At 27.3% G+C, this 20125-nt stretch carries 16 protein-coding genes and 1 pseudogene; all 17 read right to left on the reverse strand.

Features of this window, described 5'->3' with window-relative positions:
• Positions 1 to 8: 8 nt before the first annotated feature.
• The 17 genes and pseudogenes from A500_RS14065 to gdhA all read right to left on the reverse strand — a co-directional run bounded on the left by A500_RS14065 (position 9) and on the right by gdhA (position 19948).
• Positions 9 to 659: a hypothetical protein gene (locus A500_RS14065; RefSeq protein ID WP_016208235.1), complete on the reverse strand. Its 651-nt coding sequence runs from the start codon at positions 657 to 659 to the stop codon at positions 9 to 11.
• A 27-nt stretch (positions 660 to 686) separates the two neighbouring features.
• Entirely contained in the window at positions 687 to 1166 is a 480-nt protein-coding gene (locus A500_RS14070) for a hypothetical protein (RefSeq protein WP_016208236.1), read from the reverse strand.
• 174 nt (positions 1167 to 1340) lie between these two features.
• Positions 1341 to 1493: a hypothetical protein gene (locus A500_RS20470; protein WP_156174338.1), complete on the reverse strand. Its 153-nt coding sequence runs from the start codon at positions 1491 to 1493 to the stop codon at positions 1341 to 1343.
• Between the two features lie 53 nt (positions 1494 to 1546).
• Positions 1547 to 2005 carry a hypothetical protein gene (locus tag A500_RS14075; RefSeq protein ID WP_016208237.1) on the reverse strand — a complete coding sequence of 153 codons (459 nt, stop codon included), beginning with the start codon at positions 2003 to 2005 and terminating at the stop codon, positions 1547 to 1549.
• Between the two features lie 33 nt (positions 2006 to 2038).
• Positions 2039 to 3808 carry a single-stranded-DNA-specific exonuclease RecJ gene (gene recJ / locus A500_RS14080; RefSeq protein WP_016208238.1) on the reverse strand — a complete coding sequence of 590 codons (1770 nt, stop codon included), beginning with the start codon at positions 3806 to 3808 and terminating at the stop codon, positions 2039 to 2041.
• A 16-nt stretch (positions 3809 to 3824) separates the two neighbouring features.
• Positions 3825 to 4190, reverse strand: coding sequence for a hypothetical protein (locus A500_RS14085; RefSeq protein ID WP_016208239.1), 366 nt, complete (start codon positions 4188 to 4190; stop codon positions 3825 to 3827).
• A 13-nt stretch (positions 4191 to 4203) separates the two neighbouring features.
• A complete protein-coding gene (locus tag A500_RS14090; RefSeq protein WP_016208240.1) occupies positions 4204 to 5856 on the reverse strand; it encodes a tyrosine-type recombinase/integrase in 1653 nt (550 codons plus the stop codon).
• Positions 5857 to 6366: 510 nt separating this feature from the next.
• A complete protein-coding gene (locus tag A500_RS14095) occupies positions 6367 to 7908 on the reverse strand; it encodes a tyrosine-type recombinase/integrase (protein ID WP_016208241.1) in 1542 nt (513 codons plus the stop codon).
• Complete coding sequence (locus A500_RS14100) at positions 7899 to 8393, reverse strand: hypothetical protein (RefSeq protein ID WP_016208242.1); 495 nt, start codon at positions 8391 to 8393, stop codon at positions 7899 to 7901. The genes A500_RS14095 and A500_RS14100 overlap by 10 nt, the downstream gene beginning before the upstream one ends.
• A gap of 2 nt (positions 8394 to 8395) precedes the next feature.
• Entirely contained in the window at positions 8396 to 9784 is a 1389-nt protein-coding gene (locus A500_RS14105; protein WP_016208243.1) for a tyrosine-type recombinase/integrase, read from the reverse strand.
• Between the two features lie 134 nt (positions 9785 to 9918).
• Positions 9919 to 10527 (reverse strand): DHH family phosphoesterase, encoded by a 609-nt coding sequence (locus tag A500_RS20800; protein WP_341349959.1) that lies wholly within the window; start codon positions 10525 to 10527, stop codon positions 9919 to 9921.
• Positions 10503 to 10811: a hypothetical protein gene (locus tag A500_RS20805; protein WP_051993166.1), complete on the reverse strand. Its 309-nt coding sequence runs from the start codon at positions 10809 to 10811 to the stop codon at positions 10503 to 10505. Before A500_RS20805 ends, A500_RS20800 begins: the two co-directional genes overlap by 25 nt.
• Positions 10812 to 10829: 18 nt before the next feature.
• Positions 10830 to 11369, reverse strand: coding sequence for a DJ-1 family glyoxalase III (locus A500_RS14115; protein WP_016208244.1), 540 nt, complete (start codon positions 11367 to 11369; stop codon positions 10830 to 10832).
• A gap of 13 nt (positions 11370 to 11382) precedes the next feature.
• Positions 11383 to 14291 (reverse strand): annotated as a pseudogene (locus A500_RS14120) (DNA topoisomerase IV subunit A).
• A 21-nt stretch (positions 14292 to 14312) separates the two neighbouring features.
• Positions 14313 to 16259 carry a DNA gyrase/topoisomerase IV subunit B gene (locus tag A500_RS14125; RefSeq protein WP_016208245.1) on the reverse strand — a complete coding sequence of 649 codons (1947 nt, stop codon included), beginning with the start codon at positions 16257 to 16259 and terminating at the stop codon, positions 14313 to 14315.
• Between the two features lie 293 nt (positions 16260 to 16552).
• On the reverse strand, positions 16553 to 17947 hold the full coding sequence (locus A500_RS14130; RefSeq protein ID WP_016208246.1) for a glycosyltransferase family 2 protein: 1395 nt from the start codon (positions 17945 to 17947) through the stop codon (positions 16553 to 16555).
• 654 nt (positions 17948 to 18601) lie between these two features.
• A complete protein-coding gene (gene gdhA / locus A500_RS14135; protein WP_016208247.1) occupies positions 18602 to 19948 on the reverse strand; it encodes an NADP-specific glutamate dehydrogenase in 1347 nt (448 codons plus the stop codon).
• Positions 19949 to 20125 lie beyond the last annotated feature (177 nt).

The raw sequence follows: 20125 nt of genomic DNA on the forward strand, positions 1-20125 counted from the left end.
TTCAAGTTTTACTTTGTTATTTGTAAATTATATTTATACTTAAACTCTTGTAATGAATGATTTGCCTTTATTCCCTTTACATTCAATATTTCTAGAAATTTATCCTCATTCTTACTAGAAAACTCAATAGTTGCTCTCATAGCCTCTATTTCTTCTTCTCTTTTTTCCCACTTTGTAAAGAAGCGTTTTAACCAACTTTTACTTAATCTTTTTTCTTTATCCTGAATAGCATGTGTTAATTCATGAATCAACATATTTATAATCATATATTTAATCCATTGTTCCCTATAATATTTTAATATATCCTTAGTTACAAAATCCTTACACTCCTCATATCCTTTAGATTTCTCTATATTATCTAAGCGCACATCTATTTGTTTATATATGTTCCAGCATAATATATATACCTCTTTATTCCTAATGTTATAATATCCACTTGTAGAACTTTTAGAAACTTTATCTATTATAAAATCAATACACTCTGCAGTAAAAGAAAGTAATTTAAATTTCTTTAATAAATATCTTAAATATTGTATATTGCTCCCAAAAATATTTATATAAATATCTAGTTCTTTATATTGTTTAGGTAATAATTCTAAGCATTCCATTACTTCTTTATCCGATATAATGGATGTATAATTTCTTAATTTCAGTCTCAATAGTCCACACTCCACATTTAAAATTTATTATTTAATAATCTTAGAGATATTAATATTCAATAAATCAAGGACTCTTTCCTCAATTGAAATATCTATTTTTATAGCATATTTATTATCTAACTCTTCTTTAACCTTAATCCTCTGTAATACCGATTCATATTCATAACCTATTTTACTTAAGGTTAATACCTTCAAGTTCATAAGCCTTTTAAAGTACTCTATCATGTATTCAAGTGACTTTTCTTCTAAAACATCTTCTAAATCTTTTATCATTTCACCTAAATCTTTAATTATATGTGCTACCCCTATTATTATATATTCTACATTACTTTTTAAATATTTAAGAATCTCTTTATCAAGTTCTCTTAATGTAGTTATTATAGTTCCTTCTCCTGTTTCAATTACTTCTAACTCACCTTCACTAAGCATTTCTTTAATAATATCTTCAATAAATTCTCTTTCAACCTCCTCAAAATCCTTAATGAGTTCTTTAGTTTTATTATTCATATTGTTCTCCTCCTAATCATAATCTATAATTTCTACTTAAGTGTAACGCGGTCTCTCCCTTAAGTCAGCGCCCTTTTTATACTCTTATATAAAAAAGTAAAATCCAGCAAAATTCAAAATGATTTTACTGGATTTCTCTATTCTTAATCAAACTATAAATTTAATATATCTTAACTATACATTATTTTCTTTATTCAACATTCCTCTAACTTCTTCAATAGCCATCACCTTACCATTAAGTCTTTCTTTTTCCGATGTAAGTATTCTCTCTTTTAATTTAAGAATATCTTCCCTTTCTTTAAAATCATTTTCTAAATAACTGCCCACATTTACCCTCCATCTTCATAAATCAAAATACTTGTTCCCTTCAACAGAGCATATTATAAAATCCATTCAACTACAACATCATTAATACCTTTATCCTCACCTTGATTTAAAATCACTTTTTCATCATTAGGTAACTTTCTTATAACATTAAATTCTTTTATATCTCCATCGTAAAAAACTATTATTGAGCCAGTAAACATATTAAAGTATCCTGCTCCACCCAATATATATTCCTCAACATCTTTAAAAGATTTAAACTCTTTTATAAACCACTCTCCTGAATGATTACAGTAACTAAATACAAGTGGTCCATTATAATTTAACTTAATATTATCAAATTCTATTTCTTTAGATTCTTTTCTTAAAATGCTATATACACCTGTTATTAACAATGGATCTCCATAATCCATATTGTAATTTTCTATCATAGACTTTAAAACATACGGTCTTAAAGATTCTTCATTATTAATCGTAACAATACTTTTAAATAATTCTAAAATTGTAATTTGCATTATATAATCCTCTCAAAACTATATCTAAATACTTTACTTAGAAACTCTATAATTACTTATAACTAACTGAACCTTCTTATTTCCCATATATTCATTAATCTCTGGGAAACAGATAACATCTAAATACACATTATTAGGCTCTCCATTAAGAACTCTACCATATTCATAGTCTCCAAATTCCCATTTCATAGTTTCTTCAAACTTTTCTATATCACCAAAATATATCCCCTCAATAACTAATCCACCATCACTTAATTTAAGTTTAAGTACATTTCTATTTTTGCCTAATATTTTTGCCTCTAATAACTTCAACTTTTTCATACCAAAGGTTGGTTTTGGGTTTGCTTTTCCATATGGTTCTAATAATGTTATTTGGTCTATCAATTCATAGTTTACTTTATTTAAAGGTAATCCCATATCAATTTGCACTTTAAGCATAATATCTTCTTCTGTTAATGTAGTAACTTCATTTAGTCTATCTCTAAAAGCATCTATATTTTCAATAGGTATAGACATACCAGCAGCCATTGGATGTCCTCCAAACTTCCCTAGCAGGTCCTTACACTTTAACAACTCCTCAAACATATTATATTCCTCTATTGACCTTCCAGAGCCTTTAGCGCCATCGTGAGCCTTTGTAAGGATAACTGTAGGCAAATTATATTTCTCTCTTACTCTACCTGCTATTATTCCTGCTATACTTTCATGAATATCATCTAAATATACTACTATAACCTTATTGTCTTGCATTTTATTTTCTTCGATTATACGAATAGCCTTATCTACACCTTCTTTAGTTAAATCTTGTCTTTCTTTATTTAACTCATTAAGTTTTTGTGCTAATTCTTTTGCCTTTTTTGTATCATTGCTTAATAATAACTCCAATGCCCAGAACGCTTGTTCGAGGCGGCCTGAGGCATTTATGCTTGGCCCCAAGACGAATCCAAGCGTATATACAGTTATTTTTTTATCTTTAACTCCAGTTTCCTCGAACAAAGCATTTAAACCTATGTTATCTGTATTATTTAATAATTCTAATCCTTTTTTAACTATTATTCTATTTTCATCAACTAAATCAACCACATCACATACTGTGGCTATTGAAACATATTGAAGTAAATCTATGACTTCTGATTCATCAATATTATATTCATTATATAGTGCCTCCATTAACTTATACACAACACCAGCCCCACACAAACCTTTAAATGGATACATACAATCTAACTGTTTAGGATTTACAACACAGTCTGCACTAGGAATAATAAACTCTCTTTTTCCATCAACATCTTCTTTAAAGGGAACATCATGATGATCCGTTACAATAACTGCTATTCCTAGTTCTTTCGCTAATTCAATTTGATCTATCGCTGATATTCCATTATCACATGTTATTATTAAGTCAACTTCATCCTTTTTAGCATTCTTAATTATAACTTCATTTATTCCATATCCTTCTTTAATTCTATCTGGAATATGATAATAAACATTAGCATTTAATCTACTCAAACATTTATATAAGACATATGTGCTTATGACACCATCCACATCATAATCCCCTACAATTAATATCTTTTTGCCACTATCTATATGATCCTTTAATAACTTTACTGATTTATATAAATCTTTCATTGTATCCGAGTTATAAAAATACTCTGTTTTGGGATTTAAGAACTTTTTAGCATCCTCTACCTTATATATTCCTCTATTGACTAATAATTTTGCTACTGTATCATTAACACCTAATAATTTCATCAAACTGTTTAATTCACATTTCACATTTCTAACAGTCCATTTCTCCATATCCATTCCCCCTTTACTACTTAAAAAAATTCTTAGAATAAGTTATTTCATCTAATAACCTTCTATTTTCTTCTTTAAGTAACTTAATTTCTTTTTTTAATTCATCTCTCTCAAAAATTAATATTTCTATTTGTTCTGATGTACTTAATATATTATCTTTACTCTTATAAGAATCAATAATTTCTTTATATGGTGATCTATATAACGTTGCCATAGATAATTCTGTTTTTTCTGATATATCCTTTATTGTAAAGTTTAAATTGTTTGTTCTATAGAATTCTAACTCAATTTTTAATTTTTTTATATTTTTATTTACTTTTTCTTCTTTATCTTTCTTTAATGCAATTGCACCTACTCTTCCTCTATTATCCTTAATAGTCATTATAATACTCACCTTACCTATTAACTTTCTTTTTACGACCCCTTTTTACTACGGACATTTCATCTAATTTATTGAAATATTCTTCTATAAATTCTTCATCTATTTTAAGTTTTTCAACATAAAATCTTTTTAATCTTTCTATAGTATTATCGCTTTTTTCTTTCATTCCATCATTACCTTTTTTTATAGATAAGTTTCTACTTTTATATAGATTTATTGCATACTTATCAAATACATTTATATTTTCGTCAGCACCTTTTAATTCATCACATTCTAAACATGGTAATTTTAACATCTCACATTCAAAATCACCATCTTCTTCTACCATTGCACCACAAAATCCATCCATCAAGGGAAGAAATAACTCTGGATAATCTTTTCTTGCCATTTCAATGGTAGAACTAAAAACCTTTTTCTCTTCTATTACCAATAAATCTCTTTTTAATTCATTAATATAATTTTCTTCTTCTATCTCTTGATCTAATTGATATAAATCATTATCAATATTTCCTTTTTCGTCCATAAATTTTTCGTAAAATTCGCTAAATACTTTTTTAGCACTATCTATTCTATTTTCTTTGCTAATATAGTAATAACTCTGAGATTCAATATCTCTATGACCTACTAATCTAGCAACTTCCTCTATTGATAGTCCCGCTTCTAACCACAATGTTATCCTTATCTTTCTTAATGTATATAATGGATATTTAGCCTTACCATCTTCATCAACTATACTATCCTCTACTTCTAATTCCTTCAATCTTCTGTTTAAAGTTTCTTTAGTCACTAATTTATTTCTATACGAAAATAACCTTTTGACATTTAGTCCATCATAATCTGAATAAATAGGTAATGAATCTTTATTTATCTCAATATATTTTTTAATTATTTTATATACTTCATTTGTTAATGGAATATATCTATCTTCCTCATTTTTACTTTTATGTACATATAACGTTGGTGCTTCTTCTGTTCCTTTTAAACAATCATATTTTAAAGTTATCGCCTCAATTGGTCTCATACCATAAGAGTATAATAACTTTAAAATATCTGGTACGTATGGCATTAATTGATACTCGTTAAAATTAACTATTTTATTTTCAATTTTATCAATTTCTTCTTTAGTTATAGACTCCTTTTCATATATAACCTCCAAAATTCCTCCATTAAAAATATCAGTCTTATAGTAATCTAATGTAAAACTCTTATTTAATTTACCATTACTAATTAAATACTCTAAAAACATTTTAAATTGAGACCTCATAGTAAGATACGTTCCATCACTATACCTATTTCCATTTTTATTTTTCATTTTTCTTAAATAAACTATAAAGTCAATTGCCAATTGAAATTTCATATCATCAAAACTTATGACTCCATAAACATCGTCTATCCAATTTAAAAATAACTTTGCAATTCTCTTCCTATTTACTTTATTTGACTCACTACATCCTTCTCTTTCTACATATCTCTCATAGTTAAAATACTCCTCCAAATAATACCCATCTGTAACTGTTAAATTAATTTCATTAATATTCGTAAAACTTTTTCTATTATTAATCTTATAATGTTCATCTTCATCTATTATCCCCATATACTTAAGCACGTTAGTTGTTGCATTTGCAGCATCTTGCTTATCTCTATAGCAATCATAAATATCAGTCATCGTAATATCTCTCAATGGAATATCTTTAACAATCATTATCCTGCAAATATATAATATTACGGCTGGATACGTCCTGCTTAGTGAATACCCATACTGTTCACAACCTTCTTTAATCTCCTCTATTTCATTATCAGTTAGTAAATTTTCTTTATCATATAAACCACTAATATTTATTGAATTATCAACACTTATCCTACCACTTAATATATATATAAGTAATAACTTAGATATTTTAAACTCTATGAATCTTTTCTTTATCTCATTCCCATCAGCATTTAACTGTTCATTAAAATTTGGAAATTTTTCAATAAGTCTTCTGTGTCCTCTAAGTATGCTATCAATATATTTTTTCTGTGCAATTTCGCTAACTAATCCATCACGAGATATACGAATAAAACTCTTAAGTTGTTCATTACTTAAATACTTTTTTCATTTGTTATTTTTAAATTCCTTATAATTTCTATATAAGTATTTTTAGTTTTATTTTTTCTAGATAAACTTAAACTCTCTTTACGCTCTTGTAACATTAAGTATATACTCCCCTGTTCTCAATTCTTTAATTTCTTCATAATCCATTCCTAATTGTTCTAATATCTTCTCTTGATTTTTTAATGAAATTAAATTATTTCTAACACCCTTTGCTTCTATACCATTATTTTTAATCAAAGTCATAGTAATCATAAAATTTATAGAATACCTTGTTTGTAATTCTGGTAAAAACTCTCCTTCAGTTATAAAATATCTACACCCTTCACATAAATGACTCCATTTACATTTGCATGTACAATATCCAAATCCTAAAAATTTAAAATTCTCAACTATATGTTCAATAGAATACCCTTCCGCAATATTTAACTTCTTAAGAATTTCTAAATACTGATCTGGTAGCATATCAACATTTAATAACTCTTGTAATATTTGAACCCCTTTTCCTACAATCTTTCCACTTTCTATATTCTTACTAATTCTTCTAATCATTTTTTTCTTTGATTGTCGTGTATATTTTTTAGTCATTTTAATAGATCTATGGTTAGAATCTTGTTTTACTCTCATTATATTTCCATTTGTAACTTCATAAATGTCATTAAACTTTTGATGCCTAAATGCATGAAACTTAATATTCTTATAATCTATGTTATTACCATTTTCATCCTTAAACTCAATACCATCTAAAATTACATTTTCATAAAAAACTTTGAGTTTTGGTAAAGATATAACTTTTCCTTTATACTCAAATAAACTATAGTTATATTCATCTAAACTTTCATTAAAAATTAATACATTTTCTCTACTATTAAACCTCTCTATTAACCCATCTAAAGCAGTTAATCCCCAAGGTAATATACCAGTTCTTTTGTTAACCATTTTTGTTTTATCCTTGGTTATAAGAACAATTTCTCCAACCTCATTATTACTTTCATCACTAACTTTCACCCTTTTTTTCAAGCACTTATTATCTAGCCAAATTCCTTCCCCTACTCTTAGACCTGTTCCCATAAGTACTAAAATATAATTTTTAAATAAAAACTCTTCCTCATCTATTGGCTCATATTTTTGAACCTTAGCCAATACCTGATTAAAATGCTGTCTATCTTGAAACATTTTAGGGTTATCTTCTATATCAACCCTTCTATTTTTTAATCCATGCCCTATTTTCCTAATATCTATTGATGCAAACTTCTTATCCTCACTCCATATAAAAAACTTTAATACATGTTGGCATTTAGTATATTTTGTTTCATTTGTATTATTTGATAATTTAACACTTTTATAATACTCCATAATATACTCTTCTTTTATATCATATAAATTTTTTATATCTTTATATTTATTATGTAACCATTTTAAAAATGGTCTTATATTCTTTAAGAATTTATCTGAATTATAATTTTTAAGTGTATATCTTTCTTCAATATATTTATTAATAACATCAATAATACATTTTCTATCTGTTCCATACTTTCTAATTTCTGCGTTATATTTAATTTCTAGCCTTATATTTATTTCATTTCCTTTTAGGTTATATAAAGCCATTACTTTATCTAAAAACAATATATATTGCCTTCTACGCTGTATATCATTGCTAAAAAATCTGTATTAAGTTCATTTAACCTTTTCACATCAATTTCACTTATATTTTTTATATTAAAGTACGCAAATGTTTTTAATAAAAATTTGTAAAAATCTCGTTTCATATTTTTATTATTTTTAAATTCTTCATCACAAATTTTTTCTAATCTTTCATCGACAACTTCACAATAAATCACTTTTTCCTTTGCCTTAAATATACTTACTTGATCTATAAATTCAAATACAAATAATTTACACTTCAATGTTAGGAATATGCCAATACGTTTAGTATATTTATTCCACTCTACTTTATTAATCATAATTTCTATAAATTCTTCTACTGTACTAAACTTACTAATTATTCTATTGTAATTACTTATATATTGCTTTCTCTCTTTATCATTTTTTACGCTAAAAAATTTTTCTATATAATCTACATATTCTTTTATATTGGGAAATTCATGCACTATTATTTTTCCCCCTTAAAATAATGATTTTCTTTTTCTATTTTTCTAAGCAATTCTTTTTTAGATTCTTCAAATATATGATAATACGTTCTTTTAGTTACTTCTGGGCTTGAATGCCCCAATTGTTCTGCTAATAAATCTAAATCTTTATCTATACCAAGTTCAATACTATTTTTAATCCACTTAGTTGCAAATGTATGCCTAAAAGAATGTGGCGTTAAATCTCCAATTCTAACTCTCATTTCACTTCCCAAAAGTATATTGTTCATCTCTTTATATACTGAATCATACCTTAAGCGTTCGCCTCTATTATTAACAAATAAATAATCATGTTTTTTCCTTTTTTGCTTTAATAAATATTCTCTGTATATAATATAATCTTCTAATAGATTTCTAAAAAGCAGTGTATTATCAGTAAATACTGCTTTTCTCTTTTTCTCAAATTTAATTCTCAAATCTGGTGGGGAATCACTTCTAGGTACAACCAACACTTCCCATACGTTTTCATCATTATTCTTAAGTTTTATATCAGAATCTAGGCTTATTAAATCAATATTTCCTTTTGATTTTTTATATGATATTAACTTTAATCCCAATGCCTCACTAATCCTAAGTCCTGTATTATTTAACAAATTAAATAGAACCCTGTATTGTATCTTTTCTATATTGCTAAAAAAATTCTTTTCTTCATCTTGTTCAAATATCTTAGATACTTCTATTGGATCTATCTTATTTCTTTTACTGTTTATACCTATCTTTTTTAAATGATCTTTTATACCATAGTCATAATATAATTCCCTTGTTCTATTTCCTAGTTCATTCTCTCTATAAACACTTTTAACTTTCTTTTCAAATAATTCCTCTAAATTAACTTCTGCAATTTTATTATTACCCAAAAAAACTAGGTATTTCTTAATATTATTAAGTATCCTTTCTTTTGAGGAGATATCTAAGCCCATATTCATTTTATTGATTACTTTTATATTTTTTATTCTATAGACGTCTAAAATGGGAATAATCTTTAGCATACTTCTTTGAATAGATCTATCCACTTTAAACTTCTCATCTATTATAAGCAAATATATTTCTATAAACTCACTAATATCTTCATATTTAATTTTTTCTTCTGTTAAATTATTAAACATCATGAAATCTAAGAAATAACACAAATCATATGCAACTCTTACTCTGGAGTTTAATGCTCCATACCCTCCTGTTGTATCTAAATACCTCAAATATTCATATACTCTCTTAACAGGTCTATTATAATTATCAATAACAAGAACTCCTGAAAATACTTTATTACTATCATTTAATTTTCTAACATAGTGCATTCCATTTATTTTCATTTCAACATATTTCTTTATAACCATTCTCTTTTCTTTATCCATAATTAAATCCATCCTATATTTCTCATAAATAAAAATAGTTTTGTATATGATATAAATATTATATCATATACAAAACTATCTTATACCCTTTATTTAATTTAACTTATATACATTATGATAAAATTATATATTTTTCATATATACATACATGGACCTATCACAAATCCTAAATGATATTCTTCAATCTTTTTAGAATTTAATCCTGTTGACTTTTTCAATTCTTGTATTCCAAAGTTCTTTGTCTCATTTAATAATTCTAAACCTTTTTTAACAATAATTCTATTTTCATCAACTAAATCTACAACATCACAAACTGTTGCTATAGAAGCAAATTGTATTAACTCTAAAAACTTTTCTTCATCTATTTTAAACTCATCATATAAGCACTTAGAGAATTTTAATGCTACTCCAGCTCCACAAAGCTTTTTAAATGGATATTTACAATCACTTCTTTTTGGATTTATTACAGCATCTGCATAAGGTATAGTTTCTTTTAAGTCACCTTCACTATTTTCTCTAATTGGAATGTCATGATGATCAGTAATAACTATTTCCATACCAAGTTCTTTAGCTAGGTCTACCTGTTCAAATGCAGCTATACCATTATCACAAGTTAAAATAACTTCATATCCCTCTTCTTTAAGCTTTTTTACTCTTCCACTATGCATTCCATAGCCTTCATCTTCTCTATTTGGAATATAATAACTATAATTTGCTCCTATATTTTTAACGCTTTGTAGAATATAGTAGTACTAATTACTCCATCACAATCATAATCTCCATAAATTATTATTTTTTTATTATTTGTAATAGCATCTTTTATTATTTGTACGCCTTTTTTCATATCTGCCATAAGATAACCATCATAAAAATCTTCAATTGTTCCATTTAAAAATCTATTAGCTTCTTCGAAAGTATCTATACCTCTATTTGCAAGAAGTCTCAATACTAATGGGTTTTCATTTATAGAATTAGAGAGCCTTAAAAAGCTCTCTTTTTTATTTACTAATATCCAATTTTCTCTCATCTTTCCTCCATAGTAGGACTATTTAAATAACATTTTTCCTTTTATATCCTCAACCTTATCTTTAGATATTTTATCTAATATTTCAAAAGCAAAAGGAATTGCTGCTGCTGGACCTTTTCCTGTTATTATATTTCCGTCTACAACTACTAAATCTTCTTTATAATTGCAGTTTCCTATTTCATTCTCAAAACCAGGATAACATGTAATGTTTTTACTATTTGTTATTTCTGCTTTTGCCAAAGTTATTGGTCCTGCACAAATTGCACAAATCCATTTATTTTCATTATTGAACTTCTTTATAAGTTCAATAACTCTATTATCATCTCTTAAATTTTTAGCTCCTGGCATTCCACCTGGTAATACTAAAAAATCATAATCTTCGATTTCTTTATCTACAATGTTTTTATCGGCTTTCACTATAATATTATGGGATGTAGTTACCTCTTTATCTTTTAGTGAAAAAGTATGGCATTCTACTTCAGCTCTTCTTAATACGTCAACAACTGTTAAAGCTTCTAAGGTTTCAAAACCATTGGCTAATAAAATTGCTACCTTCATAAAAAATCTCCTCCTATAATATAATTTCTTTAATCTCGTCATCTAAAGCAATTGTTATAATATTACTTCCTTTTCCCGCTCTATTTTGAAGCTTTATATCTTCTATATCTACTTCTTTCTTTTCTTTGTTTTTGGAAACTAAAATTATTTTATCATTAGATGTTATCGCTAATTCATTTAAATCCTCGCCATATTGAATAGCTATTATTTTTCCATAAATAACCTCATCATTTTCCTTTAAGCTTATTCCCGTTACTCCTGAAGCTACTTTTCCCATGGTATTTATATTTTCTGAGGAAAACTTTATACCCATACCTTTTTTAGTTATAATTACTATTTCTGCTACATTATTATTATACATCTCTGCTGATATTAATTCATCATTATCATACTTAAATTTATATGACAATTGTGATGAGTAGTTTCCATCAAATTCTACTAATGAAGTCTTTTTAACCATACCTTTCTTAGTAAAGAAATATATAAATCTATTATCTTCAAAGTTTTTTATAGATATTACTTTTATAATTTTTCATTCTTTTCTAAATCATCTATAATTTTTTCTAGAGGAATTTCACCTTTATTTACTCCTGATAATAAGAAGGCTGGTATTTTAAACACTTTTCCTAAGTTTGTGAAAATTAATATATTACTTAGAGAATCTATCTTTACTTTTAGATTATCATTTTTTTTAATACTATTAAATCCCTTTATTGTTCCCTTTGAAGTTATACCTATAGAAAAATCAATAAAATCAATACTATCACTATACTCAACTTTTGTTACTTCATCTTTATTCGATAAATTAAACATCATTATTGGTAATATATTTCTTGCAGAATCCTCTATGCTAGGAATTGGCAAATTGAATACCAATCCCTTCTTAGTTTCAAAATTTATAAATTCTTTAAATTCATCTTCCTCTAGCAGACTTATATCTATAACTTCTTCAAAATCCTTAAGCTTCGTAGCTTGTAGCTTTGTGTAACTTGTTTGGAATTTATCTAAGGAACTTCTTTTAATTCCACCTCTTGATGTTATAAATTGAACATATTTATTCGGCATAAACGAAGAAACTGAAGCAGTATAGACTATGGTTTCATCTTCTAAATTTAATGTTTTTATTAAATCATCAACTCTTTCACCTTTTTCTTTCCATTTACATTCTGGAATATTTATACCCTTTGTTTGATACATATTCCCCTTATTTGTAAACAAAAGAATGTTTTCTGTAGTATTCGATTTAAATAAGAATTTTAATTCATCACCTTCTCTATACTCAATATCTTCTGCATTTGCATTAACTCTATTGAAAGTTTTTAAAGGAATCCTTTTTATAAATCCATCTTTAGATAAAGTTATCATAACATCTTCTACTACTATAAGCTCTTCTACATCTATTTTAGCTTCATTGTCATCCTTAATAATAGCTGTTTTTCTAGGATTTCTGTATTTATCTGCAACTTCCTTTAATTCAGCTTTTACTACTTTAAGAAGTTCTTTTTCGTCTGATAATATCTTTTTTAATCTTTTGATAGTTTTTTCTAATTCAGCATATTCTTTTTGGAATACTTTTATTTCAAGTCCAGTTAATCTATATAGCATCAGTTCTAAAATTGCTTCTGATTGTATTTCTGTAAATCCAAATTTATTTATAAGATTTATGCCTGCATCTTTTTTAGACTTAGATTCTCTTATTGTTTTAATAATTTCATCTAAAACATCTATAGCTTTAATAAATCCTTCAACTATATGAAATCTTTTTTCTGCAATTGCTAATTCTTTTATAGTTCTTCTTGTTACTATTTCCTTTTGATGATTTACATAATGCTTTATTATAGTCTTAAGCCCCATAGTTTGAGGTTTTCCCTCTGCTAAAGCTACCATATTAAAGCTTAAATTACATTGAAGATCTGTTCTTTTAAATAAATATTTTAAAACCTTATCTGCTACTTCTTCATCAGCTGCTTTTCTTAATTCTATAACAGCTCTTACTCCACTTCTGTCTGATTCGTCTCTTATATCAATTATTGATTCTAAAGCTTTAGAATGTCTTTTATCTCCAGTCATCTCAGATATAGTTTGAAGAAGCTTCGCCTTATTTCTTCTAAAAGGAAACTCTGTTATAACTATTCCAATTTTCCCGTTTTCAAGCCTTTCGATATTGGTTTTAGCTCTTAAGGTTACCTTTCCCTCTCCCGCTTCATAAGCAGAAAGTATAGAGTTTTGTCCTATTAAAATTCCTCCAGTAGGTAAATCAGGTCCCTTTACATACTCCATAAGTTCTTTAGTTGTTATTTCTGGATTATCTATATATGCTAATACTCCATCCGTAACTTCTCCTAAATTATGTGGAGGTATATTTGTCGCAAGCCCTACCGCAATTCCAAATGTACCATTAACTAGAAGATTAGGATATCTACTAGGAAGTACCTTAGGTTCCATCTCACTATCTGAATAGTTCGGAACCATATCTACAGTATCTTTATCTATGTCTCTAAGCATTTCTATGGCAATGGGAGCAAGTCTTGCTTCTGTATACCTCATTGCTGCTGCTCCATCTCCATCCATAGATCCCCAGTTACCATGACCATCTATAAGGGTTTCTCTAGTTGAAAAATCTTGTGCCATTATAACCATAGCATCATAAACTGATGTATCACCATGTGGGTGATATTTACCTAATATATCTCCAACTATTCTTGCTGACTTATAATATGGTTTATCTGGAAATGCTTTTAATTGATATGCACCATATAATATTCTTCTATGAACTGGTTTTAATCCATCCCTAACATCTGGCAGTGCTCTATCCTTTGCAACTTCTATAGCATAAGGCAAATAGTTATCAGGCATTGCCTCCTCTAAAGGAACTCTAATTATATTATTATCCCTTGGTATATCATTAACTTTCTTCGCCATATTTTTTCTCCATCCTATTTATTAAAATTCTCCATATTTATACATATATGTTTTTCTTGGCTCAACTATATCTCCCATAAGTAATGAAACCATCTTTTCAGCTTTAGCAGCATCTTCAATCGTTACTTGAAGTAAAGTTCTTGTTTCTGGGTTTAGTGTAGTTTGCCATAATTGATCTGGATTCATTTCTCCAAGCCCTTTATATCTTTGTATAAGTGCTCCTTTTCCTATTTCCTTTTTTACACTTTCAAGCTCATCATCACTATATGCATATTTATGAACTTCTTTCCCTTTAACACTTTTATACACTTTATATAATGGTGGCTGAGCTAAATATAAATGCCCATTTGCAATTAGAGGTCTCATATATCTATATATATAAGTCATCCATAAAGTTCTTATATGATATCCATCTACATCTGCATCACTCATAATTATAATTTTATCGTACTTTAAATCTTCTTCTTTATAATTATCTAAGGTACCTGTGCCTAATGCTGTATTAAATATCTTAAGTTCCTCTGATGCTAATACATTTTCTAGCTTTTGTTTTTCTGTATTCATTATCTTACCTTTTGAAGGCATTATAGTTTGAAATCTTCTATCTCTTGCTTGTTTTGCCGAACCCCCTGCTGAATCTCCCTCAACAACAATAAATTCATTTACAGTATTATCTTTCAGTGTGCAAACAGCAACTTTTCCTGCAAGAGGTGCTGCACCTTTTCCTACTTTTCTTTTTTCAGCTTCATTTATTTTTTTTATTTTTTCTCTTCTTTGAGCTGCTTGAAGCGCATTGTTTATAAGCATAGAAGCAACTTCTTTGTTATCTTCTATCCACTCATTAAACTTTGTGTAAGCTAAGTCATTCATCATTGTATAAGCTTCAGTACTCCCTAGTTTAGTTTTGGTTTGTCCTTCAAATATGGGATTTGTAATCTTTATTCTTAAGATAGCTGTCATTCCTTCTCTTAAGTCGTCACCTTCAAAATCCTTATCTTTTTCTTTTACAAGTCCAAGTTTCTTAGCACCTTCTTTAAATGCTCTTGTCATTCCTGTTTTAAATCCAGTTTCATGGGTTCCTGCTTCTTTTGTTGGTATATTATTAACATAACTCGCTATATTTTCTGTAGTAGAATCTGTAAATTGTACACATAACTCTCCAAACATTTGTATATTATTAACGCTTCTTTCCCCTTCAAAGTAAATTGGATTATCATGAAGTGTAGTTTTACTTTCATTTAAATATTCTATAAAATCTAAAAGCCCTCTTTCTGAGTAATACTCTTTTCTAAACTCATCTTTTCTTAAATCTATTAATTCTAAATACATTCCTTTATTTTGAAATGCTAATTCTTGTAATCTTTCATCTATTATGTCAACTTTAAAATCTGTGCTAGAAAAAACATCCTTATCTGGCATAAAAGTAACTCTTGTTCCTGTTTCCTTGGTTTTGCCAACTATTTCTAGTTTTGTTACAGCTGTTCCTGGCATATCTCTTTTTAGCTCTTTATCATAAGCATATTCAAATCTTTGTTTATATATATTTCCACTTTGATGTACCTCTACTTCTAACCAAGAAGATAACGCATTAACTACAGCTGCACCAACACCATGCAACCCTCCTGATGTTTTGTAGTTTTTATTATTAAATTTTCCTCCAGTATGTAACTCCGTAAAAACCATCTCTACTCCAGATTTTTTCTTAACTGGATGTATCCCTGTTGGAATTCCTCTTCCATTGTCTATTATAGTAATACTTTTATCTTTATTTATTATTATTGTAGCTTTATTTCCATATCCATTAGATATTTCATCTATAGAATTATCTAAAATCTCCCAAACACAATGATGTAATCCTTTAGTTCCTGTAGATCCTATATACATTCCAGGTCTTACTCTAACTGGTTCAAGCTTTTCTAAGGAAGTTAAATCAGTAACATCATATCCTTTCATCAAATCTTCACTCATACAAACCTCCAAAATCACTATTATTGCGTTAAACTAAACTTATACCTTAGTTTAACCATACCTTCTCATTATAATCTTTTTAATTTTATCATAATTAATCTATAAATAAAAATATAAATCTTTCTAAAGAAAATGTCAAACAAATGTTCGAGATAGATTCAAGGTAAACTCTTTATATTTTTTTATTTTATCAATTAAAAAGCTGTATTAAATTAATTTTAAAATCAATTTAATACAGCTATATATTCTAGAAATTTCACTTTAAGAAAAATCTGATTTCAAAACAATGTTTTTTACTGAACATCACAAATTTCTATATTTCTAACATGCTTTGTCGGATTCCATTCTTTATTATTTTTTCTTAGCATACCTTCAATAGTTATTGGAATCCATGTTAATGTATATAAAGAATATAATAAAAATCTAAAGAATAAAATTAGTTTCTTTTTTCCTAAGAATAATGCCGTTGCTAATAAAAATGCTAAATTATAAACTATATCTATTAATAAAACCGTTGAATAATTATCTACCTTAGTTGCAAAAATTGGTAGTATAAATACACTTAATGAATAAAATATAAGCATAACAAACAATCCTGGTGATATTTTTTTATCTAATCTCATAATTAAAGGAGTAATTAAAAATTGCATAACACCAATAACTTTAAATGAAAAATCTCCAGTCAGATAGCTAATTAAGAAAATATTAAGTCCTTCTGGACTCATGCCTTGTACAAAGCTTAAAACCGTTGATATACCAATCATTAAAGTAAAGAAAGGTTGAATTACGTATAAAGCACAATCTAAAACAAACCATTTTCTTTCTTTAAATCCCTTTTTAAGTAGCTTAAAGAAATATCTAGATGCTACATCTGTAAATCCTTGCATCCATCTTCTTCTTTGAACCCATGATTGTTTTAGAGTAAGAGGTTTTTCATCATAAATAATAGCATCATGTGCCCATCCAACTTTTTCTCCATTCAAAATTAACTTACAACTAAACTCTAAATCTTCGGTTAAGCATGTAGCTCCCCATCCAAATTCTTGTAAAATCTCTGTATCTATAGCAAATCCTGTTCCACCAATTTGATTTGATAATCCAATATTCGCTCTTGCTAGTTGATACATTCTATTCTGAGTCCAGAAAGCTATTGAATATGAAGTAGCTATCCATGAATCATTAGGATTTTTACTATCTATGTAGCCTTGTACTACTTTATAACCTTCTAGCATTTTTGAATTAATTTCTTTACACCAATTTTTTGATACTAAATTGTCAGCATCAAATACTGCAACCGCATCATATTTCTTTTGCATTTTAAATATCTTATCAAATAACCACTCTAATGCATATCCTTTACCCTTTTGATCTTTATTGAATCTTTCATAAACATAAACACCATATTTTCTTGCTATTTTAGCAGTATTATCATCACAATTATCAGCAATCACAAATACATCATATAGCTCTCTCGGGTAATCTTGATTTAACATACTTTCCACTAGTTTTCCGATAACAACTTCTTCATTATGAGCTGCAACTATCATTGCAAACTTTTTTGTAGGTGTATAATTTTTCTTTTCTGTCTTTCTTATTAAGCCAAAAAAAGCTAAAACAAAATAATACATCATCATTGCAAAGACAATAACCTGAAATACACCTGTCACAGCTAAAATAATTTCTTTCATTACATCCACTCCTATAAATAAAGGATATTTTCCTTATATTACTATTTAGTACATTATCTTTGACATCTTTATTAAATATATTCTAATAGGGGTAAAAAATCAAGTACTGAAATCTTAAAAATTCATTAATATTACTACATATAAATTTTATAAATAGTTTATTGATTTATTATTGATTAGTATATTTATCTTAATATTAATTATATCTTTATATATATTATTTTATCCTATATAAATAAAGATATAATTAATATACTCATGTAATAATTTCCTTATAATTGCGAAGCATTTTATCTAGTGAAAAGTTAATAGTGAAAAGTGAAAGAATTAAGGTACATCTACTTCAGGCAAGCTTCAGTAGGTGGCTTTCATACTAAGTTCAGATGTACAGAAATTATATTCCGCAAGTATTCAATGCCTTCTATGAAAAAAAATTTTAAATACATAGATGCAAAGCACCTTTACTCCAAAATCCTGTAAGGATTTTTTCCTCAACTTTTCACTCTTACACTTTTCACTTGTAATATTTTGCTTCACAAAATATTACAAGTTTAATTAAAAGAAAAGCCATTTAGTTATAAATATATTTTACAACTAAATGGCTTTTTATTAATAAACTCAAAATAGGGGTTGCTATTTTTGAGATTTATAACATTAAACTATACCTTGAGACATCATGGCTTCTGCAACCTTTATAAAGCCTGCTATATTAGCTCCCATTAATATATTACCTGGCTCACCATATTCTTGTGCTGCATTTTTAGAATTTATATATATGTTGACCATTATGTCTTTAAGTTTTGAATCAACTTCTTCAAAATCCCAAGATAATCTTGAACTATTTTGTGACATTTCTAATGCCGAACAAGCAACTCCACCAGCATTTGCAGCCTTTGCTGGACCAAACATTACTCCAGACTTTTGAAGCAACTCTATTGCATCTAAGTCTGTTGGCATATTTGCACCTTCTGAAACAACTTTAATACCATTTTTAATTAAAATTTCTGCTGCTTCTTTATTTATTTCCCCTTGTGTTGCACAAGGAAGTGCAATATCACATTTAATTTCCCAAATTCCTCTAAATCCTTCTGTATATTTAGCATTTGGTACATAGTCTAAATATTCTTTAATTCTTCCTCTATTAACTTCCTTAATTTGTTTTATTATATCTAAATTTATTCCATTTTCATCATATATATATCCATTAGAATCACTTAATGCTACTACTTTTGCACCTAATTCATTTGCTTTTTCACAAGCATATATAGCAACATTACCTGATCCTGATATTACTACTGTTTTATCTTTAAAACTTAAATTATTATCACTTAACATTTTTTCTGTAAAGTACACTAGTCCATATCCAGTTGCTTCTTTTCTTACTAAACTCCCACCATAGGCAAGTCCTTTACCTGTTAATACCCCTTGATCATTTGCATTTTTTATTTTCTTGTAATACCCATACATATATCCTATTTCTCTTGCTCCAACTCCTATATCACCTGCTGGAACGTCTGTATCAAGTCCTATATGCTTGTATAATTCTGCCATAAAACTTTGACAAAATCTCATTACTTCTCTATCTGATTTTCCTTTTGGATCAAAATCTGAACCACCTTTTCCTCCACCTATTGGCAATCCAGTTAGTGAATTTTTAAAAGTTTGTTCAAATCCTAAAAATTTTATTATACTTTGATTTACTGATGGATGAAATCTCAAACCACCTTTATAAGGTCCTATCGCACTATTAAATTGAACTCTAAATCCTCTATTAACTTGTACTTTTCCATTATCATCTATCCATGGAACTCTAAAAAATATTTGTCTTTCAGGTTCTACTATTCGTTCTAATATTCCTTCTTCTATATATTCAGGATGTTTATTAAATACTGGTACAAGTGAATTAAGCACTTCCTTTATAGCATTTAAAAATTCTTCTTCCCCAAAATTTCTTTTTTCCACTTTACTAATAATTTCATCTACATATTTTCTTCCAATCATATTCAAAACTCCTTTGTCCCCAATAATTCCTTTATATTAGCATATTGATATATTTTTTGATATATTTTTTCTATTTACTCTCTATTATTGTTAAATTATTAATATTATACATCTTTTCATGAGTAAATGTAAATATAAAAATTACAAAAAGATATGTTATTTTTATTAACATATCTT

It is taken from the genome of Clostridium sartagoforme AAU1 (genome assembly GCF_000401215.1).
GTDB lineage: Bacteria > Bacillota > Clostridia > Clostridiales > Clostridiaceae > Clostridium > Clostridium sartagoforme.

Excerpts from the sequence above, each read along its gene's own strand:
- A500_RS14070 (WP_016208236.1), bottom strand. The coding sequence starts at position 1,166 with ATGAATAATAAAACTAAAGAACTCATTAAGGATTTTGAGGAGGTTGAA.
- A500_RS14075 (WP_016208237.1), bottom strand. The coding sequence starts at position 2,005 with ATGCAAATTACAATTTTAGAATTATTTAAAAGTATTGTTACGATTAAT.
- recJ (WP_016208238.1), bottom strand. The coding sequence starts at position 3,808 with ATGGAGAAATGGACTGTTAGAAATGTGAAATGTGAATTAAACAGTTTG.
- A500_RS14085 (WP_016208239.1), bottom strand. The coding sequence starts at position 4,190 with ATGACTATTAAGGATAATAGAGGAAGAGTAGGTGCAATTGCATTAAAG.
- A500_RS14090 (WP_016208240.1), bottom strand. The coding sequence starts at position 5,856 with ATGACTGATATTTATGATTGCTATAGAGATAAGCAAGATGCTGCAAAT.
- A500_RS14105 (WP_016208243.1), bottom strand. The coding sequence starts at position 9,784 with ATGGATAAAGAAAAGAGAATGGTTATAAAGAAATATGTTGAAATGAAA.
- A500_RS20805 (WP_051993166.1), bottom strand. The coding sequence starts at position 10,811 with ATGAGAGAAAATTGGATATTAGTAAATAAAAAAGAGAGCTTTTTAAGG.
- A500_RS14115 (WP_016208244.1), bottom strand. The coding sequence starts at position 11,369 with ATGAAGGTAGCAATTTTATTAGCCAATGGTTTTGAAACCTTAGAAGCT.
- A500_RS14125 (WP_016208245.1), bottom strand. The coding sequence starts at position 16,259 with ATGAGTGAAGATTTGATGAAAGGATATGATGTTACTGATTTAACTTCC.
- A500_RS14130 (WP_016208246.1), bottom strand. The coding sequence starts at position 17,947 with ATGAAAGAAATTATTTTAGCTGTGACAGGTGTATTTCAGGTTATTGTC.
- gdhA (WP_016208247.1), bottom strand. The coding sequence starts at position 19,948 with ATGATTGGAAGAAAATATGTAGATGAAATTATTAGTAAAGTGGAAAAA.